This is a genomic window from Acinetobacter lwoffii (genome assembly GCF_024129595.1).
Taxonomy (GTDB): domain Bacteria; phylum Pseudomonadota; class Gammaproteobacteria; order Pseudomonadales; family Moraxellaceae; genus Acinetobacter; species Acinetobacter lwoffii_O.
The window spans coordinates 159,128-178,139 of sequence record NZ_JAMXXS010000003.1; the positions used below are offsets into that span (position 1 = coordinate 159,128).

Annotated in this window: 17 protein-coding genes; 8 read left to right on the plus strand and 9 right to left on the minus strand. The window is 46.4% G+C overall.

Annotated elements, in window-relative coordinates; all coding sequences use genetic code 11:
- Nucleotides 1–32 precede the first annotated feature (32 nt).
- Nucleotides 33–293: a zinc ribbon domain-containing protein gene (locus NI466_RS03290; protein ID WP_004281070.1), complete on the plus strand. Its 261-nt coding sequence runs from the start codon at nt 33–35 to the stop codon at nt 291–293.
- Here the strand turns inward: NI466_RS03290 and ftsW are convergent.
- From ftsW to NI466_RS03315, 5 genes are all read right to left on the minus strand, one after another.
- Nucleotides 282–1,478, minus strand: coding sequence for a putative lipid II flippase FtsW (ftsW, locus tag NI466_RS03295; RefSeq protein WP_153566388.1), 1,197 nt, complete (start codon nt 1,476–1,478; stop codon nt 282–284). The genes NI466_RS03290 and ftsW overlap by 12 nt on opposite strands.
- Before the next feature lie 20 nt (nt 1,479–1,498).
- Nucleotides 1,499–2,845 (minus strand): UDP-N-acetylmuramoyl-L-alanine--D-glutamate ligase, encoded by a 1,347-nt coding sequence (gene murD / locus NI466_RS03300; protein ID WP_253172708.1) that lies wholly within the window; start codon nt 2,843–2,845, stop codon nt 1,499–1,501.
- A 161-nt stretch (nt 2,846–3,006) separates the two neighbouring features.
- Nucleotides 3,007–3,258 carry a DUF6587 family protein gene (locus NI466_RS03305; protein ID WP_253172710.1) on the minus strand — a complete coding sequence of 84 codons (252 nt, stop codon included), beginning with the start codon at nt 3,256–3,258 and terminating at the stop codon, nt 3,007–3,009.
- 59 nt (nt 3,259–3,317) lie between these two features.
- Complete coding sequence (gene feoB, locus NI466_RS03310) at nt 3,318–5,174, minus strand: ferrous iron transporter B (RefSeq protein WP_253138230.1); 1,857 nt, start codon at nt 5,172–5,174, stop codon at nt 3,318–3,320.
- A complete protein-coding gene (locus NI466_RS03315) occupies nt 5,171–5,431 on the minus strand; it encodes a FeoA family protein (protein ID WP_004281065.1) in 261 nt (86 codons plus the stop codon). The genes feoB and NI466_RS03315 overlap by 4 nt, the downstream gene beginning before the upstream one ends.
- Before the next feature lie 174 nt (nt 5,432–5,605).
- On the opposite strand from NI466_RS03315, the gene xerD reads away from it, so the two are divergent.
- The 4 genes from xerD (at nt 5,606) to thrC (ending at nt 10,062) form a co-directional block, all read left to right on the plus strand.
- Nucleotides 5,606–6,523: a site-specific tyrosine recombinase XerD gene (gene xerD / locus NI466_RS03320; protein WP_253102044.1), complete on the plus strand. Its 918-nt coding sequence runs from the start codon at nt 5,606–5,608 to the stop codon at nt 6,521–6,523.
- A 99-nt stretch (nt 6,524–6,622) separates the two neighbouring features.
- On the plus strand, nt 6,623–7,432 hold the full coding sequence (locus NI466_RS03325; protein WP_071851139.1) for a DsbC family protein: 810 nt from the start codon (nt 6,623–6,625) through the stop codon (nt 7,430–7,432).
- Between the two features lie 126 nt (nt 7,433–7,558).
- The gene (locus NI466_RS03330) at nt 7,559–8,866 is read left to right on the plus strand and encodes a homoserine dehydrogenase (protein ID WP_034438395.1); all 1,308 of its coding nucleotides are present in this window, start codon (nt 7,559–7,561) and stop codon (nt 8,864–8,866) included.
- A 56-nt stretch (nt 8,867–8,922) separates the two neighbouring features.
- Nucleotides 8,923–10,062, plus strand: coding sequence for a threonine synthase (thrC, locus tag NI466_RS03335; protein ID WP_253172712.1), 1,140 nt, complete (start codon nt 8,923–8,925; stop codon nt 10,060–10,062).
- 58 nt (nt 10,063–10,120) lie between these two features.
- Here the strand turns inward: thrC and NI466_RS03340 are convergent, their stop codons facing one another.
- Nucleotides 10,121–11,182 carry a serine hydrolase gene (locus NI466_RS03340; RefSeq protein ID WP_253172714.1) on the minus strand — a complete coding sequence of 354 codons (1,062 nt, stop codon included), beginning with the start codon at nt 11,180–11,182 and terminating at the stop codon, nt 10,121–10,123.
- Between the two features lie 219 nt (nt 11,183–11,401).
- Here NI466_RS03340 and gacA point away from each other — a divergent pair, with 219 nt between their 5' ends.
- The 3 genes from gacA to NI466_RS03355 are packed head-to-tail and all read left to right on the plus strand — an operon-like array spanning nt 11,402 to nt 15,064.
- A complete protein-coding gene (gene gacA, locus NI466_RS03345) occupies nt 11,402–12,037 on the plus strand; it encodes a response regulator transcription factor GacA (RefSeq protein WP_253172716.1) in 636 nt (211 codons plus the stop codon).
- A gap of 22 nt (nt 12,038–12,059) precedes the next feature.
- Nucleotides 12,060–13,625 (plus strand): sensor histidine kinase, encoded by a 1,566-nt coding sequence (locus NI466_RS03350; RefSeq protein WP_253172748.1) that lies wholly within the window; start codon nt 12,060–12,062, stop codon nt 13,623–13,625.
- Nucleotides 13,626–13,639: 14 nt separating this feature from the next.
- Nucleotides 13,640–15,064, plus strand: coding sequence for a sigma-54-dependent transcriptional regulator (locus NI466_RS03355; protein WP_253172717.1), 1,425 nt, complete (start codon nt 13,640–13,642; stop codon nt 15,062–15,064).
- On the opposite strand, the gene NI466_RS03360 is transcribed toward NI466_RS03355, so the two are convergent.
- The 3 genes from NI466_RS03360 to lptG form a co-directional block, all read right to left on the minus strand.
- Nucleotides 15,065–16,237, minus strand: coding sequence for a S41 family peptidase (locus tag NI466_RS03360; RefSeq protein ID WP_005263947.1), 1,173 nt, complete (start codon nt 16,235–16,237; stop codon nt 15,065–15,067). It abuts the gene before it with no gap.
- A 30-nt stretch (nt 16,238–16,267) separates the two neighbouring features.
- On the minus strand, nt 16,268–17,815 hold the full coding sequence (gene gpmI, locus NI466_RS03365) for a 2,3-bisphosphoglycerate-independent phosphoglycerate mutase (RefSeq protein WP_253172718.1): 1,548 nt from the start codon (nt 17,813–17,815) through the stop codon (nt 16,268–16,270).
- Nucleotides 17,816–17,939: 124 nt separating this feature from the next.
- Entirely contained in the window at nt 17,940–19,010 is a 1,071-nt protein-coding gene (gene lptG, locus NI466_RS03370) for an LPS export ABC transporter permease LptG (RefSeq protein ID WP_253172720.1), read from the minus strand.
- Between the last annotated feature and the right edge of the window lie 2 nt (nt 19,011–19,012).

The following is a 19,012-nucleotide window of genomic DNA, read 5'->3' on the forward strand; positions in this document are numbered from 1 at the left end:
TTCTAGAATGAAAAATTGATAGGAAGAAGAGTATGTTTTTTATTTTTGGCGTCGGCCCTAAAACCAAAACAATTGAGAAAAGCCAGTTTCTGTGTCCGGTCTGCCGTACTCGTTCGGGCTATGAGCTAAAACAGCAGCGTAATTATTTTTCTTTATTTTTTATACCCTTGATTCCACTTTCCAAGCCTAAATCTGCTTTTGTGACCTGTTCCAATTGTGGAACCGCAATGCCGAGCACGGTACTGGACCATGCTCAGCCAGAGCCAGGACGAAACTCCAATCTAGAAGCTTGATTCTTCGCGGCTTGGATTGACCTGACGCGTGGTCGAATCAATTTTCAGAATCAGACTGATCATGACCGCACAGATAATCAGGGATGAACCGCCATAACTAATAAATGGCAAGGTCAAACCCTTGGTCGGCAACATGCCCATATTCATACCGGCATTCACCAGAATCTGTAACAGGAAAATGATACTGATGCCATAAGCCAGATAGCCGGCACGCAAATATTGATGCTGCAAGGCGCGGTGTCCAATGCGAATACAGCAAACCAGCATGGTGAAGGACAAGATCAGGATGGTTGAAATGCCTAAAAAGCCAAATTCTTCACCCAAAATTGCCAGCATGAAATCGGTATGCGCCTCAGGCAAATAAGACATTTTCTGGATACTATGTCCCAAGCCTACCCCTGCCCATTCCCCACGGCCAAAGGCCATAAGGGCATTAGAGAGCTGATAACCGGTGCCTAAGGGATCTTCCCAAGGATTCGAAAAAGACAGCAGACGTTGCAGACGATACGGTTCCAACAGAATCGCGGCAGCAAATGCGCCGACCAAGGTCATAAAAGCCACACCGAACTGAATCCACGGCGCACCCGCCAGAAAGAACACGCCAAGCATGGTTAAGGTAATTACCACGGTTGCACCCAAGTCAGGCTCGAGAATAATCAAACCGACGGTAGCACCCATGATGGCACTTAAACGGACCAGACCCTTGATATTATTCCGTACTTCTTCCGCACGGCGCACCACGTAGTCTGCAGTAAAAATTGCCATCATCACTTTGGCGACTTCCGAAGCCTGTAAGGTAAAGCCTGCGATCCGAATCCAGCGTTTGGAACCATTGACTTCCGTCCCGACAAATAGCACGGCCACCAAAAGTACGATGGTAATAATCCACAAAAAGAAAGTGTTATTAAACCAGACTTTTAAGGGGATTTTATAAGCCAGAAAAGCTGCTACGGCAGCGACAAAAATCGAAATCCCATGTCGGCTAATATAGTGAAACGGATTTTCATGCATACGTTCTGCATAGGGCATCGAGGCCGATGCCACCATGATCGAACCAATGCAGAGCAAAGCCAACACACAGAAAATCAATACATTCCGTGGATTCACTTCAGCAGGTATTCTGGGTACCCACTGCGTATAAAATTGATTTAATTTATTGATCGTAGTCTGAGCAAACCCAGCCATATCACGAATCCTTGTTATTCTTAATTGAGTTCATTCACATACGCAACAAACTTGCGACCACGCTCAGGATAACCCGAGAACATATCAAAACTTGCGCATGCAGGAGACAATAGCACGACATCATGTGCCTGAGTGTGCTTTTGGCAGATTTCTACTGCCTGCTGCAAGCTGTCCGCATGAATCAGTTCAGTCGTACCCGCAATCGCTGCTTCAATGACGGGACGATCTTCACCGATTAATACCGCTACTTTGGCATATTTGCTTAATGATTCACGCAAGGCTTTAAAGTCCTGCCCTTTGCCCTGACCACCGAGAATAATCGCGACTTTACCGCCTTGGGCTTCAATGGCCATGCCGAGACCGTCCAGTGCTGCCAAGGTTGCGCCGATATTGGTACCTTTGGAGTCGTTATAATAACGTACGCCTTGCACTTCTTTAACGAATTCACAGCGATGTTCCAGACCTTTAAAGGTCTTTAAGGTATTCAACATGCTTTCCAGTGGCAGGCCAATCGCTTCACCCAGCGCCAGACAGGCTAAGGCATTGGCAACATTATGCGTGCCCTGCATATACATCTCGGTACTTTTCAGCAGACGCTCACGACCACGCGCCAGCCAGATGCTGCCATCCGTATCCTTGAGAATACCGTACTGGTTCATATCCGGTGCATTTAGACCAAAGCTTTGTATCGGTGTTACGTCTGGCACCAGAGGACGGGTCAAAGAGTCATCACGGTTATAGACGACTTTTTTTACACCCTGGAAAATCCGGTGTTTCGCCGTGTGATAACCCATCATATCGCCATGACGATCCAGATGATCTTCACTCATGTTCAACACCACCGCGACTTCAGCCGCCAGATTTGAGGTGGTTTCCAGCTGAAAACTGGACAGCTCGAGTATATACAGCTCAGGATCGTCTTTAGTCAGGTCTAGCGCAGGACGACCTAAGTTACCACCGATAGCGACTTTTTTACCTGCATCCGCTGCCATCAAGCCAATCAAGGTCGTCACGGTACTTTTGGCATTAGAACCGGTAATTGCTACGATTGGCTTGTCTGTACCACGGCGTAAAATCTGGATTTCACTGACTACTGGAATGCCCTTGTTGATGGCTGCCTGAATTTCAGGAAGTTTAGGATCAAGTCCTGGGCTGATCACGATTTCTTCCGCAGACAACAACAGCTCGGCATCAAACTGACCGAAACTGGTCTGAACTTCAGCGGGTATCTGCTCATGCCCTGGCGGGTTAGCTCTAGAATCTGTTACTGCAACGCGGTAGCCCTGACTATGCAAGAAATTGACTGCTGCAACACCTGATATTCCGAGTCCTGCAACGACTTTTAACCCACCACGTTGTATTAACATTTTCGCCCCATATTTTGGTCTATTTTGAAACTGACGAAATGGTAGCACTTTGCTGTTTTGAATGCCTTTTCTGATTGGCTTTTCTGCACATTTTTTTGTGTCCATGCGTAAAAAAACCGTCATGATCATGACGGTTTTTAAAATTTAGCTCGAAAAGGAAATTATTTCCATTTTACCGCTTGTTGGGCTGGCTTTTCCTCTACACTTTTTTCTGAAACTGGGCAGGCACAGTTGCCACCACAGCCTGCCGCCATACCCGGTTGCAGCCATTTGGCCAGACGCTGCCAGCCCTTGGCTGCACAGGCATCAGACAGCTTCTGGAAGACTGAGTTAGAGGTGTTCGGAAACACCTTTTTGAATACGACCAGCATGCTCCAAAGCACCAGTGCTGTCACAATTAGAATTTCAATCATCTCAATCTCCCATACATATACAATGCATCAAACTCAATTGGCCAAGGCCAAGCTGAGATTTAGCCCAAATAATATGAAGCAATTTGATAAGTCAGGAATGACATAAAGTACGCCAGACCAAACAGGTAAACAGTCATGATACTGACAGTTTTCCAGGAACCGGTTTCACGTTTAACCGTTGCTAGGGTCGCCAGACAATGCGGTGCATAAATAAACCACACCAACAAAGACAAACCTGTCGCCACTGACCAGCCCAGATCGCCTCCACCGCTGATCAGTGCAGCCAGACCTTCAGACATCGCATCTTCATCAACTGCAGACATCGCATAGACTGTACCCAGTGCTGCAACGACCACTTCACGCGCTGCCATCGCCGGAATCAGGGCAATACAGATCTGCCAGTTAAAACCGAGCGGTGCAAAGATCGGCTGCATCAGATGACCGAGCATCCCTGCCAATGAATAATCAATGGCCGGCAGGGTTGCGCCTTCTGGCGGCTGCGGGAAAGTACACAGGAACCACAGTACAATCGATAAGGCGAAGATGATGCCACCGACACGTTTCAAGAAGATTTTCCCGCGATCCAGCAAGCCGATCCAGACATTTTTCAAGTCCGGAAAACGATAGCTTGGCAGTTCCATCAGCAGCATGTGCTGTGATTTATCTTTGTGGAAGAATTTCAACACAAAAGACACCAGCAAGGCACTTACGATACCTGCCATATAAAGACCGAAGAGCACCAGACCTTGCAGATTCAGGAAACCCCAGACAGTTTGTGCGGGTACAAATGCCGCAATTAGCAAGGCATAAACTGGCAAACGCGCCGAACAGGTCATTAAAGGTGCAACAAAAATCGTGGTTAAACGATCTCGTGGATCACTGATGGTCCGCGATGCCATGATGCCGGGAATGGCACAGGCAAAGCTGGACAATAACGGAATAAAGGCACGTCCTGATAAACCGGCTTTAAACATCAGTTTATCGAGCAAGAAGGCTGCACGCGGTAAATAACCCGATTCTTCCAGTACCAGAATAAAGAAGAACAGAATCAGAATTTGTGGCAGGAATACGACTACTCCGCCTGCACCGGCAATAATCCCATCTACCACCAGACTATTCAGTAATGGGTGCGAAATATATTCGCCGAGGAACTCACCCAGCCAGCCGAAGAAGGTTTCAATCCCATCCATAAACGGCGCAGCCCAGGCAAATACCGCCTGGAAAATCACGAACATCATTACGGCTAAGCTGAGTAAACCCAATACCGGATGTAGAAAAATCTTGTCGAGGAAGTCGGTACGTTTATCTTCCTGATCGACGAAATTGACCACGTCATTCAGAATATTTTCCACGCGCTGGTAACTGTCACCTTTCAAGCCGCTGAGTTCGGTCTGTGGTAAAGAATACTTGCCTTGATCTAGCGCATTTTTCAGGTTTTCAATCCCTGAATTGCGCACAGCCACCGTTTCTACCACAGGTACGCCCAGTCGCTCGGACAGCTTCTGGGTATTGATCTGCATGCCACGACGGCGTGCTTCATCCATCATGTTCAGCACAACCAGCACCGGACGACCCAGCTGAATCATTTCCAGCACCAGACCCAGATGTAATTTCAGATTGGTGGCATCTACCACACACAAAAATGCATCCTGCTCCTGCTCTTCCGCAATTTTACCTTGTACGACATTGCGAGTAATCTCTTCATCCGGACTGGTCGCATCCAGACTATAAGTCCCCGGCAAATCCAGTACCCGTACCGCTTTGCCTGAAGCAAGCTGAAAGGTACCGACTTTACGTTCAACCGTGACACCCGCATAATTACCGACTTTTTGGCGTGTTCCGGTTAAGTGGTTGAATAATGAAGTTTTACCGCAGTTAGGGTTACCGACAAGGGCAATACGTAATGTATCACTCATGCCGACACCGCCTGTTCGATTTCAATTTTGGCTGCTTCTGATTTACGCAAAGCAAAACGTGTGAATCCAACTTGAATCAAAATGGGATCTCCACCAAAAATACCTTTAGTAATGACCTGTACCTTTGTACCTGGTACAAAGCCTAAAGTTTCCAAACGACTCGCGACGACATCGTGTAGAGCACTTTCACCATCAGTTGTTCGACTCACTTTTCGAATGATGGCAATTTGTTTTGCTTTTAAATCAGACAAACGCACCGTGAAATTCCTAAACTATTTTGTACAGTATACAAACAAATGAGAATAATTAACAAATAAGATTAATTACATTTCGATTTAGCCTTATACCACATCGACACTGTCATAAAATTACACTACAGTGGAGAATACCAATCCCGATTATCGCTTTTTTAGATCAGATCCTTTCACCCTATGCTGAATAAAAAACCCCGTATTCCTGCCCCTGTCCAGATTCCTGATGCGTTCAGTTATTTGCAGGGTTTTCGTGATTATCTGATTGCGCAGACTGTCAGCCCGCATACCCGCAATGCCTATTTGTCCGATCTGGTGCAATGTGCAGAATGCCTGAGCAAGCCTCTACCGGAATGGAATCATGATGATATTTCCGATGTACTGATTGCACTGACCAAACAGCAAAAAAGTCCACGTTCGATTGCTCGCTGCCTGTCTGCCTTGCGTTCATTTTATAAATTTTTACGTGAGCAGAAACTGCGTAGTGACAATCCGGTGGCTGCACATAAAACCCCAAAACTGGGTCGGGCCTTACCCAAAGATCTCTCCGAAGCTGATGTCGAAGCCCTGATTCATGCCCCGGATATCAACACGGCATTAGGACTGCGCGATCGTGCCATGTTTGAAGTATTGTATGCCTGCGGACTCCGGGTGACCGAACTGATTAATTTACGTCTGGAACTGATCAACTTAAAACAGGGTTATTTACGTATCGTCGGTAAGGGCAATAAAGAACGTCTAGTTCCGATGGGACAAATGGCCTGTGAATGGGTGGAAAAATATCTGAACGAAGCCCGTCCGCAACTGTATAAGACTTCGACTGATTATCTATTTCTGACCCAGCATGGCGGCATCATGAGCCGGCAGAATTTCTGGTATGCCATTAAGCGTTATGCGCTACAGGCCGGAATTCAGTCCGAACTGTCACCGCATACCTTGCGCCATGCCTTTGCGACGCATTTACTCAATCATGGCGCAGATTTACGTGTGGTGCAGATGCTGCTCGGCCATAGTGATCTATCTACCACCCAGATTTATACCCATGTGGCACAGGTACGAATGCAGCAGCTACACGCGACCCATCATCCACGGGCTTGAATCAGATCCGGACGGAATAAACTGAGAAGTTTGACGTGTGGGTATTTTTTTTTGTTATGCTAATGCTCTGTTTTTAATCCAAGAAGAAAAGGGTTTTTTATGACATTTGCCCGCTCAAAAATTTTTATGGCTTGCATACTTGCTGCTGGTTTGGGTCTGACTGCGTGTTCCAATTCCACTAACAACGATAAAAAGCAAGAGTTGACTGCGAGCGCACCGGCGACGGGCGAAGCCTCTACCCTGACCGAACGCAATGCAGAACAGCGTCTGGCTTCTACATTGGAAAAGCATTTCAAAACCGCTGGCATTAGTGCCAAAATTACCGATATTAAAGCCACTGAAGTGCCAAACCTGTACTGGGTGAGTCTGGAAGGCATGTCTGCGGTGTATGTCACCAGCGATGGTAAATACCTGATTCAGGGCGATGTGATCCGTCTCGGCGACAAACAGCTGCACAATGTCAGCGAGAACCTGCAGGCAGGCATCAACAATAAACTCTTTGCTGAACTCAAGCCAGCAGACTTGCTGGTCTATCCAGCCAAGGGCAAAGCCAAGCATGTGGTCTATGTATTTACCGATGTCAGCTGTCCATATTGCCATAAATTCCATGAACAAATGGATGAGATGAATGCCAAAGGCATTGAAGTCCGTTATATCGCCTGGCCGCGTGGTGAACAGCATATGCCAGCCATGGAAGCGATCTGGTGCAGTGCCGACCGCCGTAGTGCCTTTGACCAAGCGATTTCAGGCGCACAGATTAGTGCAGAGAAATGTGAAAATCCTGTTCAAGATCAATATCAAATGGGTCTGAATATGGGCGTGAATGGCACCCCTGCCATTTATAATTCAGCAGGTACTTATCTAGGCGGTTACCTGTCTACATCGGAATTATTGAATCGGCTTAAATAACTCATTTTAATAAGTTATTTAACTTTATTTTATAGATAAAGATATTCTGAAATGACCCTAGAGTCAGGCGGGTTTTTTAGCTATGATCTAGGTTCTTGTAAAAAACTGTTTAATTTGGAGTGTGACGTGAAACCAGTTCGTCTGGCAATCCTCGGTCTTGGTACTGTAGGTGGTGGTGCCTTGAAACTATTAAAAGAAAATGCTGCTGAGATCAAACGTCGCACCGGTCGTGAAATTGAAATTACCCATGTAGGCACCCGTCGTCCACGTCCTGATCTGGATCTACCAGAATCGGTTAAACAAAGTGCCGACTTGATGGACATTGTACGTCAACCTGATGTAGACGTCGTGGTTGAAGTCATGGGCGGAATTCATCCTGCTTTTGAAATTATTATGGAAGCCATGAAACATGGCAAACATATTGTAACGGCCAACAAAGCGCTCTTGGCTGAACACGGCAACGAACTGTTTAAAGCGGCTGAAGACAATGCCGTACAGATTGCCTATGAAGCCGCAGTGGCTGGTGGCATTCCGATTATTAAAGTGATTCGTGAAGGTCTGGCAGCTAACAAGATTGAATGGCTGGCCGGTATTATTAACGGCACGGGTAACTTCATTCTTAGTGAAATGCGTGAAAAGGGCCGTGCTTTTGAAGATGTGCTGAAAGAAGCTCAAGAACTGGGTTATGCCGAAGCCGATCCAACTTTTGACGTGGAAGGCATTGATGCGGCTCACAAGCTCACCATTCTGGCCTCATGTGCCTTTGGTATTCCGCTACAGTTTGATAAAGTCTTTACTGAAGGCATTGGCAAAGTCACTGCACAAGACGTGAAATATGCCGAAGACCTCGGTTTCCGGATTAAACACTTGGGCATTGCACGCCGCACAGACGCCGGAATCGAATTACGCGTTCATCCTACTTTAATTCCAGATGATCAGCTGATTGCCAATGTTAACGGCGTGAAAAATGCGGTTCTGGTACAAGCCAATGCGGTTGGCCCAACACTGTACTATGGTGCTGGCGCGGGTGCGGGACCAACGGCTTCTGCGGTTGTTGCCGATGTCGTCGATATTGTCCGTGACATCATTTACACAGAAGACGGCGCAGGCACCATTCCACAACTGGCTTTTGAAGCGCTCAGTGATTTACCGATCTTGAGTCGTGAACAAATGACCACCGGCTATTACATCCGTATTAATGCCGAAGATCAGATGGGCGTGCTTGCTGATGTGACCACGATTCTCAGTCGTGCCGGCATCAGTATTGATGCGATCATGCAGCAACCGCGTTTATCTAAAGACCTTATTCCTATCGTGATTCTGACCGATCCAGTCAAGGAATCAAAAATGGATGCAGCGCTTTCACAAATTCAAGCATTACCCGTCATTCATGGCGAAATTGTACGAATTCGTTTAGAATCGCTTGATAATTAATCGGGTTGAGGGGAGGATTCCCCTTGCCAAGCTCTACACACAATTGGAACATCATCATGTCGAATGCCAATCGTTATACTGGTTTAGTTGACCGCTATCGCGACCGTTTACCAGTGTCTGCAACTACTCGTGCGATCTCTTTGGGTGAAGGTAATACTCCACTGATCAAGCTTGAGAATATTCCACACATTATTGGTAAAGATGTTGAAATTTATGTGAAGTACGAGGGCTTAAACCCGACTGGTTCATTTAAAGACCGCGGTATGACTATGGCGGTGACCAAAGCCGTTGAAGAAGGCTCTAAAGCCATCATCTGCGCATCTACTGGTAACACCTCTGCAGCAGCGGCTGCATACGCTGCGCGTGCCGGCATTAAAGCATTCGTGCTCATCCCGGAAGGCAAAATTGCCATGGGTAAAATGGCTCAAGCGATGATGTATGGTGCGATCACCATGCAAATTCGCGGTAACTTCGATGACGGTATGCGTCTGGTCAAAGAAGTTGCCGATCAGGCACCGGTAACGATTGTAAACTCAATCAACCCCTACCGCCTGCAAGGTCAAAAAACCATTGCTTACGAGATCGTTGAAGCTTTAGGTCGTGCACCGGATTATCACTGCCTGCCAGTCGGTAACGCGGGTAACATCACTGCGCACTGGATGGGTTATACCGAAGCGGTTGCCAACCAGTCGAAAGAAGAATTTGAGCAAGTCGTTTACGATGCTGAAACTGATGCTTTTACTGGTCCTAAACCGGCTGGCTTGCCAATCATGGCGGGTTACCAAGCCTCTGGCGCTGCACCGTTCCTTCGTGGCGGTCCAGTAGAAAACCCGGAAACTGTTGCAACTGCGATTCGTATCGGTAATCCGCAAAGCTTCAATCATGCTAAAGCGGTTGTTCGTGATTCAAACGGCTGGTTCGATGAACTGACTGATGCTGAGATTCTTGAAGCTCAACGTCTGCTTTCTATGTATGAAGGTGTGTTCGTAGAGCCAGCATCTGCTGCGTCTGTCGGCGGCGCGATCCGTGATATTAAAGCGGGTAAAATTGCTGAAGGTTCAGTAATCGTATGTACCGTAACGGGTAACGGTCTGAAAGATCCAGACACTGCCATCAAGCAATGTGCTGATGCCGTGATGTTGTCGATTGATGCAACTATGACTCAAGTTAAAGACTCTATTCTGTCGAATATGTAATTTCGGCCAGAATTAAAAAAAACCCTGCCATTGCAGGGTTTTTTTATGAACCAATCAATTAGATTCGTTTAGGTTGCTGGCTGACCCAACTCATTAAACGAGTCGCATCATTGGTACGCGCCTGTGAGCTGTTTGCACCTAAAAGTACCACTGCCACCGGACGGTTATTCAGAGTGGTGTGCATCACCACACAGCGCCCTGCTTCATTAATAAAACCGGTTTTAGAAATATTAATATTCCAGCCGCCATTACGTACCAAGGCATTGGTATTATTCGATTTCAATACACGATAACCCAAGTTAAAATCATAGCTTGGCGTAGTCGAGAACTGGCGAATCAGGCCATATTGAGAGGCAGTATTTACCAAGATTCCCAAGTCACGAGCTGATGCCACGTTGCCCGGATGCAAACCTGTCGACTCCATGAAGCGGGTAGAATTCATGCCGAGTTCTTTGGCTTTGGCATTCATTTTGGCAATAAATGCTGATCGACCACCCGGATAGGTTCGTGCCAAAGCAGCAGCAGCCGGGTTCTCGGACTTCATCAGAGCAAATAATAAAGCTTCAGCACGGTTCATGCTGTCCCCTGCTCTTAAAGTCGAGCTTGAGCTTTTACAGCCTGAACAGGAAAAATCAGCCTGTTGCAGTGTGATTTTTTCCAACATGTTCAGACGTGCATCAGAAATCACCACCGCTGTCATCAGCTTGGTAATCGATGCAATCGGATAGGCAGTATTGGTATTTTTACTAAACAGCACTTCACCGGTTTGTGCATCCATGACCAGTGCAGCCCGCGCATTGACAGAAGGTTGATTACTAAAATGATTCGTATCAATAATCTGCGGCGCAGTATAAGCAGGTTTGGCTGCTGCTGGCGCTGCTGTGCCGGCCTGACGCAAAGTGGTAGTCACTGTGGCAGACCCGGGTGGCGACGGTTCATTGGCAGATGCATTAAAATCATCGCTCATTAACTGGTTAACTTCTTCAGAAGACCAACTAATACTGGAACCGCCCTCTGCCGTGCCAGAATTCATAATGATTTCAGCAAAACTTGTCGTGCTCATGCTGATTAACACGGACAGGCCGAGTAGATGCCTTAAAGACTTGTTTATTTTCTTCACTATTCCTTCACTCAACTAACAGAGGTAAGATTGATTTGCGTATTACCTCTAATATGCCTTACATTTAAACACAATGCCGAACATTTTTTGTTCTTGACACTGTGTGATAAGTTTCAGATTTAATCTTGCGAATAGGATTGCTAATTTTGTACTTTCATTGCAAGCTTATTTTGCTTTATGTAACAAAAAAATGATTTTTTTAACAGAGGGAGAGCGTAGGTGATCACAGTTTTAGTTGTGGACGACCATGAATTAGTTCGTACTGGAATTTGCAGAATGCTAGAAGACCATGCGGAGGTTCAGGTAATTGGACAAGCTGAATCTGGTGAAGAAGCGATTTCTCTGGTGCGTCTGCACCATCCTAATGTGGTTTTGTTAGATGTGAATATGCCGGGCATTGGCGGCGTAGAAACCACGCGCCGTCTACTTCAGAGTGCGCCAGAAACCAAAGTTTTAGCGGTCAGCGGTCTGGCAGAAGAACCTTATCCGTCCCTATTATTGAAAGCCGGTGCCAAAGGTTATATCACCAAAGGGGCCCCGATTTCGGAAATGGTACGTGCGATTAATAAAGTCATGCAAGGCGGCAAATATTTCAGTGCCGACATTGCGGAACAGTTAGCCAGCTCTTACCTTTCTGATACACAACAATCCCCTTTTGATGCATTGTCAGAACGTGAAATGCAAGTCGCGATGATGGTCGTGAATTGTATCAGCGCCCAGGAAATTGCCGACAAACTTTTTGTTAGTGTTAAAACCGTGAATACCTATCGTTACCGTATTTTTGAAAAACTGAATATCGATAGCGATGTTAAACTGACTCATCTGGCCATGCGCTATGGACTTATTAAACCTTAGCTTTTAACGATTTCCGGTGCATATGGCACAAAAATCCAGTTATTCTGCGCTCAATCAATATCATCTCGGTATCTGGTATAGCGCTTATCGCTTGCTGATCAGCACCGGTTTGTTGCTGATTTTTATGCTGACCTACCCCGAACTCACCACCGATTATCAATACCCGCAGCTGTATTATTATGCACTGGGAATCGGGGTTGCGATCAATACCGTACAGCTGTTTGTGCTGAAATGGATCAGACGCCTGATCCAGCCGCAGCTGATCATGATTTTCTTTAGCGATGTCTGCGTTTTAAGTTTGCTGACTTTGGCGAGCGACGGTCCTAATCTGCAAATCGGGCTGCTGTTTGTGATTACCATCTTTTCTGCATCTTTATTATTAGATGCAAAAAAGGCCTTGGTCGTCACCCTCATTGCAGTCATTAGTGTTATTTATCAGCATTTTATCGGCAGTATTTTTGCGTTTTCTTCACTCAGCAATATCAGTAATAGCGCCCTGCTGGCCTTTTTGTTTTTTGTGGTCTATGGCACCGGACAAATTGCCGTGCGGCGTTTTCAGATTTTGGAAAATCTGAATTTTTCTCAATCGCTGGAACTGCATCGCTTACAGAATATTAACCGCTATATTCTGGAGCAGATCGAAACCGGTTATCTGGTGCTGGATGAAAACTACCATGTGGTACTCAGTAATCCTGCCGCCTGCAATCTTCTTGGAATTGAGTCCAAATACGGCCATGAGAAATTCACCTTATCTCAGTCACAGCCAGATTTATTTGAACTGATCCATTTTGAGACACTGGAAAATGGTGAGCGCTTTCAGTTTGAATCTCAGCAAAGTCGCTATAATATTCATGTGCAGGTGCAAAAACTGATTGTGCCACATCAGACTCTAATGCTACTGGTGTTACAGGATGCCAAAAAACTGAATCAGCAGGTGCAGCAACTTAAACTTGCTGCACTGGGTCAACTCTCGGCCAGTATTGCCCATGAAATTCGTAACCCCTTGGCAGCCATTGTGCAGGCCAATGATTTATATCTGGATTCAGAAACTGAACAACAACAGTTACTCCAGCAGATGATTGGTCGACAGGCGACCCGGATTGACCGGATTATTCAGGACACGCTGAATATGGTCAAAAATAAAGAAACTCATCCTATCCCGATTCATCTCAATGAATTTATCCCGTTATTTATCCAGGAAGATCTGGCCGATATTCGTGATCAGATTCAATTTAATATTGATATCCCTTTGGTGATTCAGTTTGATGAAGCACAATTCAGGCAAATCCTGATTAATCTGATTCGTAATGCCATTCGTCACAATTCAGCAGATGCAGCCTATATTCAGCTGAATGTGCATCCCTATGAACATCGGGTCTGGATTGACGTACGGGATTTTGGCTCTGGCGTAGCCGTACATGATCAAGCTCTATTGTTCAAACCCTTTTTTAGCACATCGATTAGTGGTACCGGATTAGGGTTGTATTTATCACATAGTTTTTGCGAAGCAAATCAGGCACAATTAAACTATATACAACAAGAACAGGGCGCATGCTTTCGCATCAGCTGTCAACGTATTACGCTTTAAAGGGGTCAAGGAAGATGAATGGGGAACAACAACCACTGGTGCTCTTGGTGGATGATGAGGAAGATTTGTGTACCCTCATGCAAATGTCATTGCTGCGTATGGGAATCCGCACGCACATTGCCCATCGTTTGGAAGACGCTAAAAAATGCCTTGCCAATCATCAATATGATGCCTGTCTGACTGACCTGAATCTGCCCGATGGCAATGGTTTGGAGCTTCTGGACTGGATAGGCAACCTATATCCGGCACTTCCGGTCGCGGTTCTGACCGCCTATGGCAACATGGAAATCGCCATTGCCGCGCTCAAAGCAGGGGCCTTTGACTTTGTCAGCAAACCGATTAATCAAAAACACCTGGAGCAGCTCTTACAAAAAGCGCTGAATAAACCGGTGGATTATTCGCATAATAATCCGAACGATGCGCTCGAACATAAAATGCTGATTGGACAATCCATGCCAATTCAGCAACTACGTATTACCTTACAAAAAATTGCCCGATCCCAAGCACCGGTTTTTATCACTGGTGAATCGGGAACAGGTAAAGAAGTCGTGGCCAATCTGGTCCATCGCCTGAGTAACCGCAATGAAGGTCCTTTTATTGCGATTAACTGTGGCGCCATTCCGACTGAGTTGATGGAAAGCGAACTGTTTGGGCATAAGAAAGGCAGCTTTACCGGCGCTGCTCAGGACAAACAGGGACTGATTCAATCTGCCCATGGTGGCAGTCTATTTCTGGATGAAATTGCAGAATTACCGCTTTCTATGCAGGTCAAATTGTTACGTGCCGTACAGGAAAAACGTATTCGTCCACTCGGTTCGGATACCGAAATTGATGTGGATTTCCGTGTGATCAGTGCCACGCATCAGGATCTGGAAGCCTTGGTGCAACAAGGCAAATTCCGTCAGGATTTATATTTCCGTATTCATGTAATGGATCTGACTTTACCGCCATTACGTGAACGCGGCCAGGATATTCTGTTATTGGCCGAACACTTTATTCAGAAGATTTGCCAGGAATGGGGCATTCCCAATAAAAAACTGACCGAACGTAGCAAAGAGTTCTTATTGGGACAATATTATCCAGGTAATGTACGTGAATTGCGTAATATTATGGAACGCGCAATTACTTTAAGTGATGAAGAGCGGATTGATCTTCAGCATTTGCAGAGTGCACCGCTACGTCATGCGCTTAACAGCCCTCAGGAGATAAATACGCTCACGAGCGAGATCATTGCGACCGAAACCCTGATTGCACCTAAAAAGCTGCCTGAAGAGGGTCTAGAACTATATTTGGAAAAGGTCGAGAAAGAAATTTTACTGAATGCGCTGAATCTGACCCATTGGAACCGGACACTGGCCGCCAAAAAACTCGGCATGTCATTCCGTTCCCTGCGCTATCGTTTGAAAAAGTTCGGACTGGATACCGAAGAAGACGAATAATTATTTTTGCAGGAGCAGCAAGTCTGTGACATGTTCCAGATAACTCTCCTCACGCATTTCCTGCTTAAACGGATAGTTGAAATGCGGCTGTACGCCCCGCCCTTCAATCATCTGGCCACTCGGGCTAAAGTATTGCGATACTGTCATCTGTAGAGCCGAACCGTTGCTTAAAGGAAAGAGTTTCTGTACTACGCCTTTGCCATAGCTTTTTTCGCCTACGACCCAGGCACGGTTATGTTCTTTCAGGGCTGCTGTAAACACTTCTGCTGCAGAAGCCGAGCGATTATTAATCAATACCCCAACTTTCAGATTCTGAAACTCAAAACTCGGCAAGGCCTGAAATTGCTGATTACCTTCAGCGCGGCTTTTGGTCGACACAATCACGCCCTGATTCAAAAATAAATCGGCAGATTCAACTGCAGCCGAGAGTAAGCCACCGGGATTATTGCGTAAATCAAATAGCACGGCTTTTAAGCGCTTGTCGGCATAGCTTTCGATTAGACGTTTGATTTCATTGGCAGTATCTTGCTGAAAAACCTTGACCTGTAAAACCAGAACCTGATTATTGTGCAGGCTCGATTTAATTTCAGTATCCAGTTTGGTATTGCGGACCAGACGAACGGCCGGACTTTGCGGGGAGAGCTGAATCATGAGCGTAGAGCCAACGGCTCCGCTCAATAACTGCCGGACTTGTTCCTGATTCAGGCTATTTAATACCTGATCGTCAATTTTATAAACCGTGACGCCATTTCGAAGTCCCTGCTTGGCTGAATCAGCATCGGAACTCAGTCCCTGAACTACCCATTGCTTCAACCGCGGGTCAAATTGCAGATCAAAATCAATGCTGGCCAGATCACCTTCGGTATATTCACGCAGTTGCTTATAATCTTCAGGCGACAAATAACGGGAATAGCGATCTAAGCCACTGACCAGACCCTGAATGGCCTGTTGAAACAAGGCATCGTCATTTTTATCTTGGATATAATTATCTTTTACGATGCCATAAATTTGTACGAATTCTTGAATGGATGCCACAGGAATTTCGGAATAGACCTGCCCATCCATTTCCATATCATCGAATGCCGGCTCATTTGAACCCGCACCCCAAGCTGAATGACTCAAACACATCAGTAAGCATGGTATTACAACAGACTTCCAGCGTGTTCTTGCCATTCTTTGACCTTTTTAGAATTTTATCGAAAATTATGCATCAAGCTGAATCAGGTTACGACCTTGCATTTCAGCAGGTACCGGAACTTGCATCAGACTTAATAAAGTCGGTGCTACATCTGCCAATACACCGCCTTCTGCAATCGTGGCCTGAGTTGGGCCGACATAAATAAACGGAACCAATTCAGTGGTATGCTGAGTATGTACCTGACCACTGTGATAGTCCTGCATCTGCTCTACGTTACCATGATCGGCAGTCACAATCATATGACCTTTTTGCGCCATTACCGCTTCATAAACCCGGCCCAAACAGGTATCAACCGCTTCAACAGCTTTCACCGCAGCATCGAATACACCCGTATGACCGACCATATCACCATTGGCAAAGTTCACCACCAGCAGGTCAAATTCACCTGAATTGATCGCAGCCACCAGCTCATCAGTCACTTCATAAGCACTCATTTCCGGTTTAAGGTCATAAGTGGCTACGTTTGGCGATGGAATCAGGATACGTTTTTCACCTGGGTATTCATCTTCACGGCCGCCGCTGAAGAAGAAAGTCACATGCGCATACTTTTCTGTTTCCGCAATGCGCAGCTGTGTTTTACCCAGGTTAGACAGGTATTCGCCAATCGAGTTTTTCAACGCTTCAGGCATATACGCTACAGGTGCATCAATCGTGGCTTGATAACGCGTCAGCATGACAAACTTCGCCAAATTCGGCACGACTTTACGTTCAAAACCTGCAAAGTCTTTTTCTACAAATGCGCGAGTCAATTCACGGGCACGATCGGCACGGAAGTTCATGAATACGACGCTGTCGCCATCCTGAATTTTCGCCAGATCGCCAATACGGGTCGCTTTAACAAACTCATCCGACTCATCGGCTGCGTAAGCCTGTTCCAAACCTTCAACTGCGCTGGCAGCTGTACGAACCGCTTCACCTTCAGTCAACAACCGATAGGCCTGTTCAACACGATCCCAACGGTTGTCACGATCCATGGCAAAATAACGGCCGATCATGGTGGCAATACGACCTTGACCTGGATATTGAGCGAATAAGGCATCGAGTTTTTCTAAAGAAGGTTGTGCGCTTTTAGGCGGCGTATCACGACCATCTAAGAATGCATGTAAATAGACTTGCGCACCGCGTTTTAGCGCTAGCTCTGCCATCGCCACAATATGATCTTCATGGGAGTGCACACCACCTTCAGACAAAAGGCCAAGCAAATGTACTGCCCCACCTGCAGCTTTGGCTTTCTCAACTGCATCGACCAGAACTTCATGTTCAAAGAAGTCGCCCGTACGAATGTCTTTGGTAATCCGGGTAAAGTCCTGATACAGCACACGACCTGCGCCGAGGTTCATATGTCCGACTTCCGAGTTACCCATCTGGCCATCTGGCAGGCCGACATCTTCACCTGAACCCGAGATCAAACCATGCGGATGCTTGTCCTGTATCGCAGTTAAATTTGGTCGTTTAGCTGCTAAAAACGCATTGTCTTCGACCGCTTCGCGATGACCCACACCATCCATAATCACCAAAATGTGAGGGATTTTGCCAGCAGTTGCATCCGTCATAATGAAATACTCTGTTCGTCTACGAATTAATCGCTCTATTTTAGCGAAGTTTATAAAAAGAGGCCATGACCCGTATATGGTTTAAGCCTCTCATGATGATTGATTTGTTCTATTTTCCTGTACCTTAGCGTGCCCGATGCAGCAAGTATCCGCCGATGCCGAACATGATCAGAATCGGAATAAACACGAACCAGGCCGGAGACGGTGCATAGATCAAGCTGGCATAGCCGAGGAAATCCTGCAGATAGAAGAAACCCAGTCCGGCAAATAAAGCTATCACCAGACGAAAACCCATGGATTGCTGACGTAATGGCCCGAAGATAAATGAACAGGCGATCACTACTAGTGCAATCAGGGCAAAAGGCGAGCCGAGTTTTTGCCAGAAGGCCAGCTGATAGGTTTTAGGCACCTGGCTGTATTCATGCATATAGCTCATGAAACTGACCAGTTGACTCGGCGATAAATCTTCAGGATCAATCGTCACCATATGCACATATTTGGGCTGTAATGCTAGCGCTAAAGGTTGCTGTTGCTGCTTGACCAGCGTGGCATTGCCATTTTGGAGAATATCGAACTGCTCTGTGTTATCCAGTGTCCAGGAACCATCTTTAACGAATTGCCCCTGATCTGCCTGCAAGGTACTGCGCAAACGATAGTTCTGGTCAAAGTCCAGCATCTGCACATTTTTCAACTGGCCTTGTGAGTTGGCATAATCGATATAAATAAAGCGCTGCCCTTCCCGGGTCCAGTAACCACGCACTTCACCAAGTTGAGCGGCTTTACTGGCACTTTTTACGCTTTTGGCTTGTTCATTGGTATACGGAATGACCCATTCACTTAAAGCAAATGACAACACGACCAACAACAGTGCCGAACGGATGACCCAGCCAACAATGCGCCATAAGCTCACGCCGACCGAACGCATCACGATCAGCTCGCTATTCGAGGCTAATGTACCAAGACCTAAGACTGCACCAATCAGTGCAGAAATCGGCAGGATTTCATATAAATAATTTGGTGCACCCCAAAGCACATATTTCAAGGCATCCCAGGCACCATAACCGTCTTTGAGCGAGCCAAGCTCACCCAGATAAGTGAATAACACCTGTAAACCTGCCAATACCGCGGTTGCACCCAGCATGGCCAGCGCAGTGGTTTGGGTCACATGTTTTGCAACTATACGACGTGCCAACATTG

What these genes read in the sequence shown, in the direction of transcription:
- NI466_RS03290 (WP_004281070.1), top strand. Translation starts at nt 33, where the DNA reads ATGTTTTTTATTTTTGGCGTCGGCCCTAAAACCAAAACAATTGAGAAA.
- ftsW (WP_153566388.1), bottom strand. Translation starts at nt 1,478, where the DNA reads ATGGCTGGGTTTGCTCAGACTACGATCAATAAATTAAATCAATTTTAT.
- murD (WP_253172708.1), bottom strand. Translation starts at nt 2,845, where the DNA reads ATGTTAATACAACGTGGTGGGTTAAAAGTCGTTGCAGGACTCGGAATA.
- NI466_RS03305 (WP_253172710.1), bottom strand. Translation starts at nt 3,258, where the DNA reads ATGATTGAAATTCTAATTGTGACAGCACTGGTGCTTTGGAGCATGCTG.
- feoB (WP_253138230.1), bottom strand. Translation starts at nt 5,174, where the DNA reads ATGAGTGATACATTACGTATTGCCCTTGTCGGTAACCCTAACTGCGGT.
- xerD (WP_253102044.1), top strand. Translation starts at nt 5,606, where the DNA reads ATGCTGAATAAAAAACCCCGTATTCCTGCCCCTGTCCAGATTCCTGAT.
- NI466_RS03325 (WP_071851139.1), top strand. Translation starts at nt 6,623, where the DNA reads ATGACATTTGCCCGCTCAAAAATTTTTATGGCTTGCATACTTGCTGCT.
- thrC (WP_253172712.1), top strand. Translation starts at nt 8,923, where the DNA reads ATGTCGAATGCCAATCGTTATACTGGTTTAGTTGACCGCTATCGCGAC.
- NI466_RS03350 (WP_253172748.1), top strand. Translation starts at nt 12,060, where the DNA reads ATGGCACAAAAATCCAGTTATTCTGCGCTCAATCAATATCATCTCGGT.
- NI466_RS03355 (WP_253172717.1), top strand. Translation starts at nt 13,640, where the DNA reads ATGAATGGGGAACAACAACCACTGGTGCTCTTGGTGGATGATGAGGAA.
- NI466_RS03360 (WP_005263947.1), bottom strand. Translation starts at nt 16,237, where the DNA reads ATGGCAAGAACACGCTGGAAGTCTGTTGTAATACCATGCTTACTGATG.
- gpmI (WP_253172718.1), bottom strand. Translation starts at nt 17,815, where the DNA reads ATGACGGATGCAACTGCTGGCAAAATCCCTCACATTTTGGTGATTATG.
- lptG (WP_253172720.1), bottom strand. Translation starts at nt 19,010, where the DNA reads ATGTTGGCACGTCGTATAGTTGCAAAACATGTGACCCAAACCACTGCG.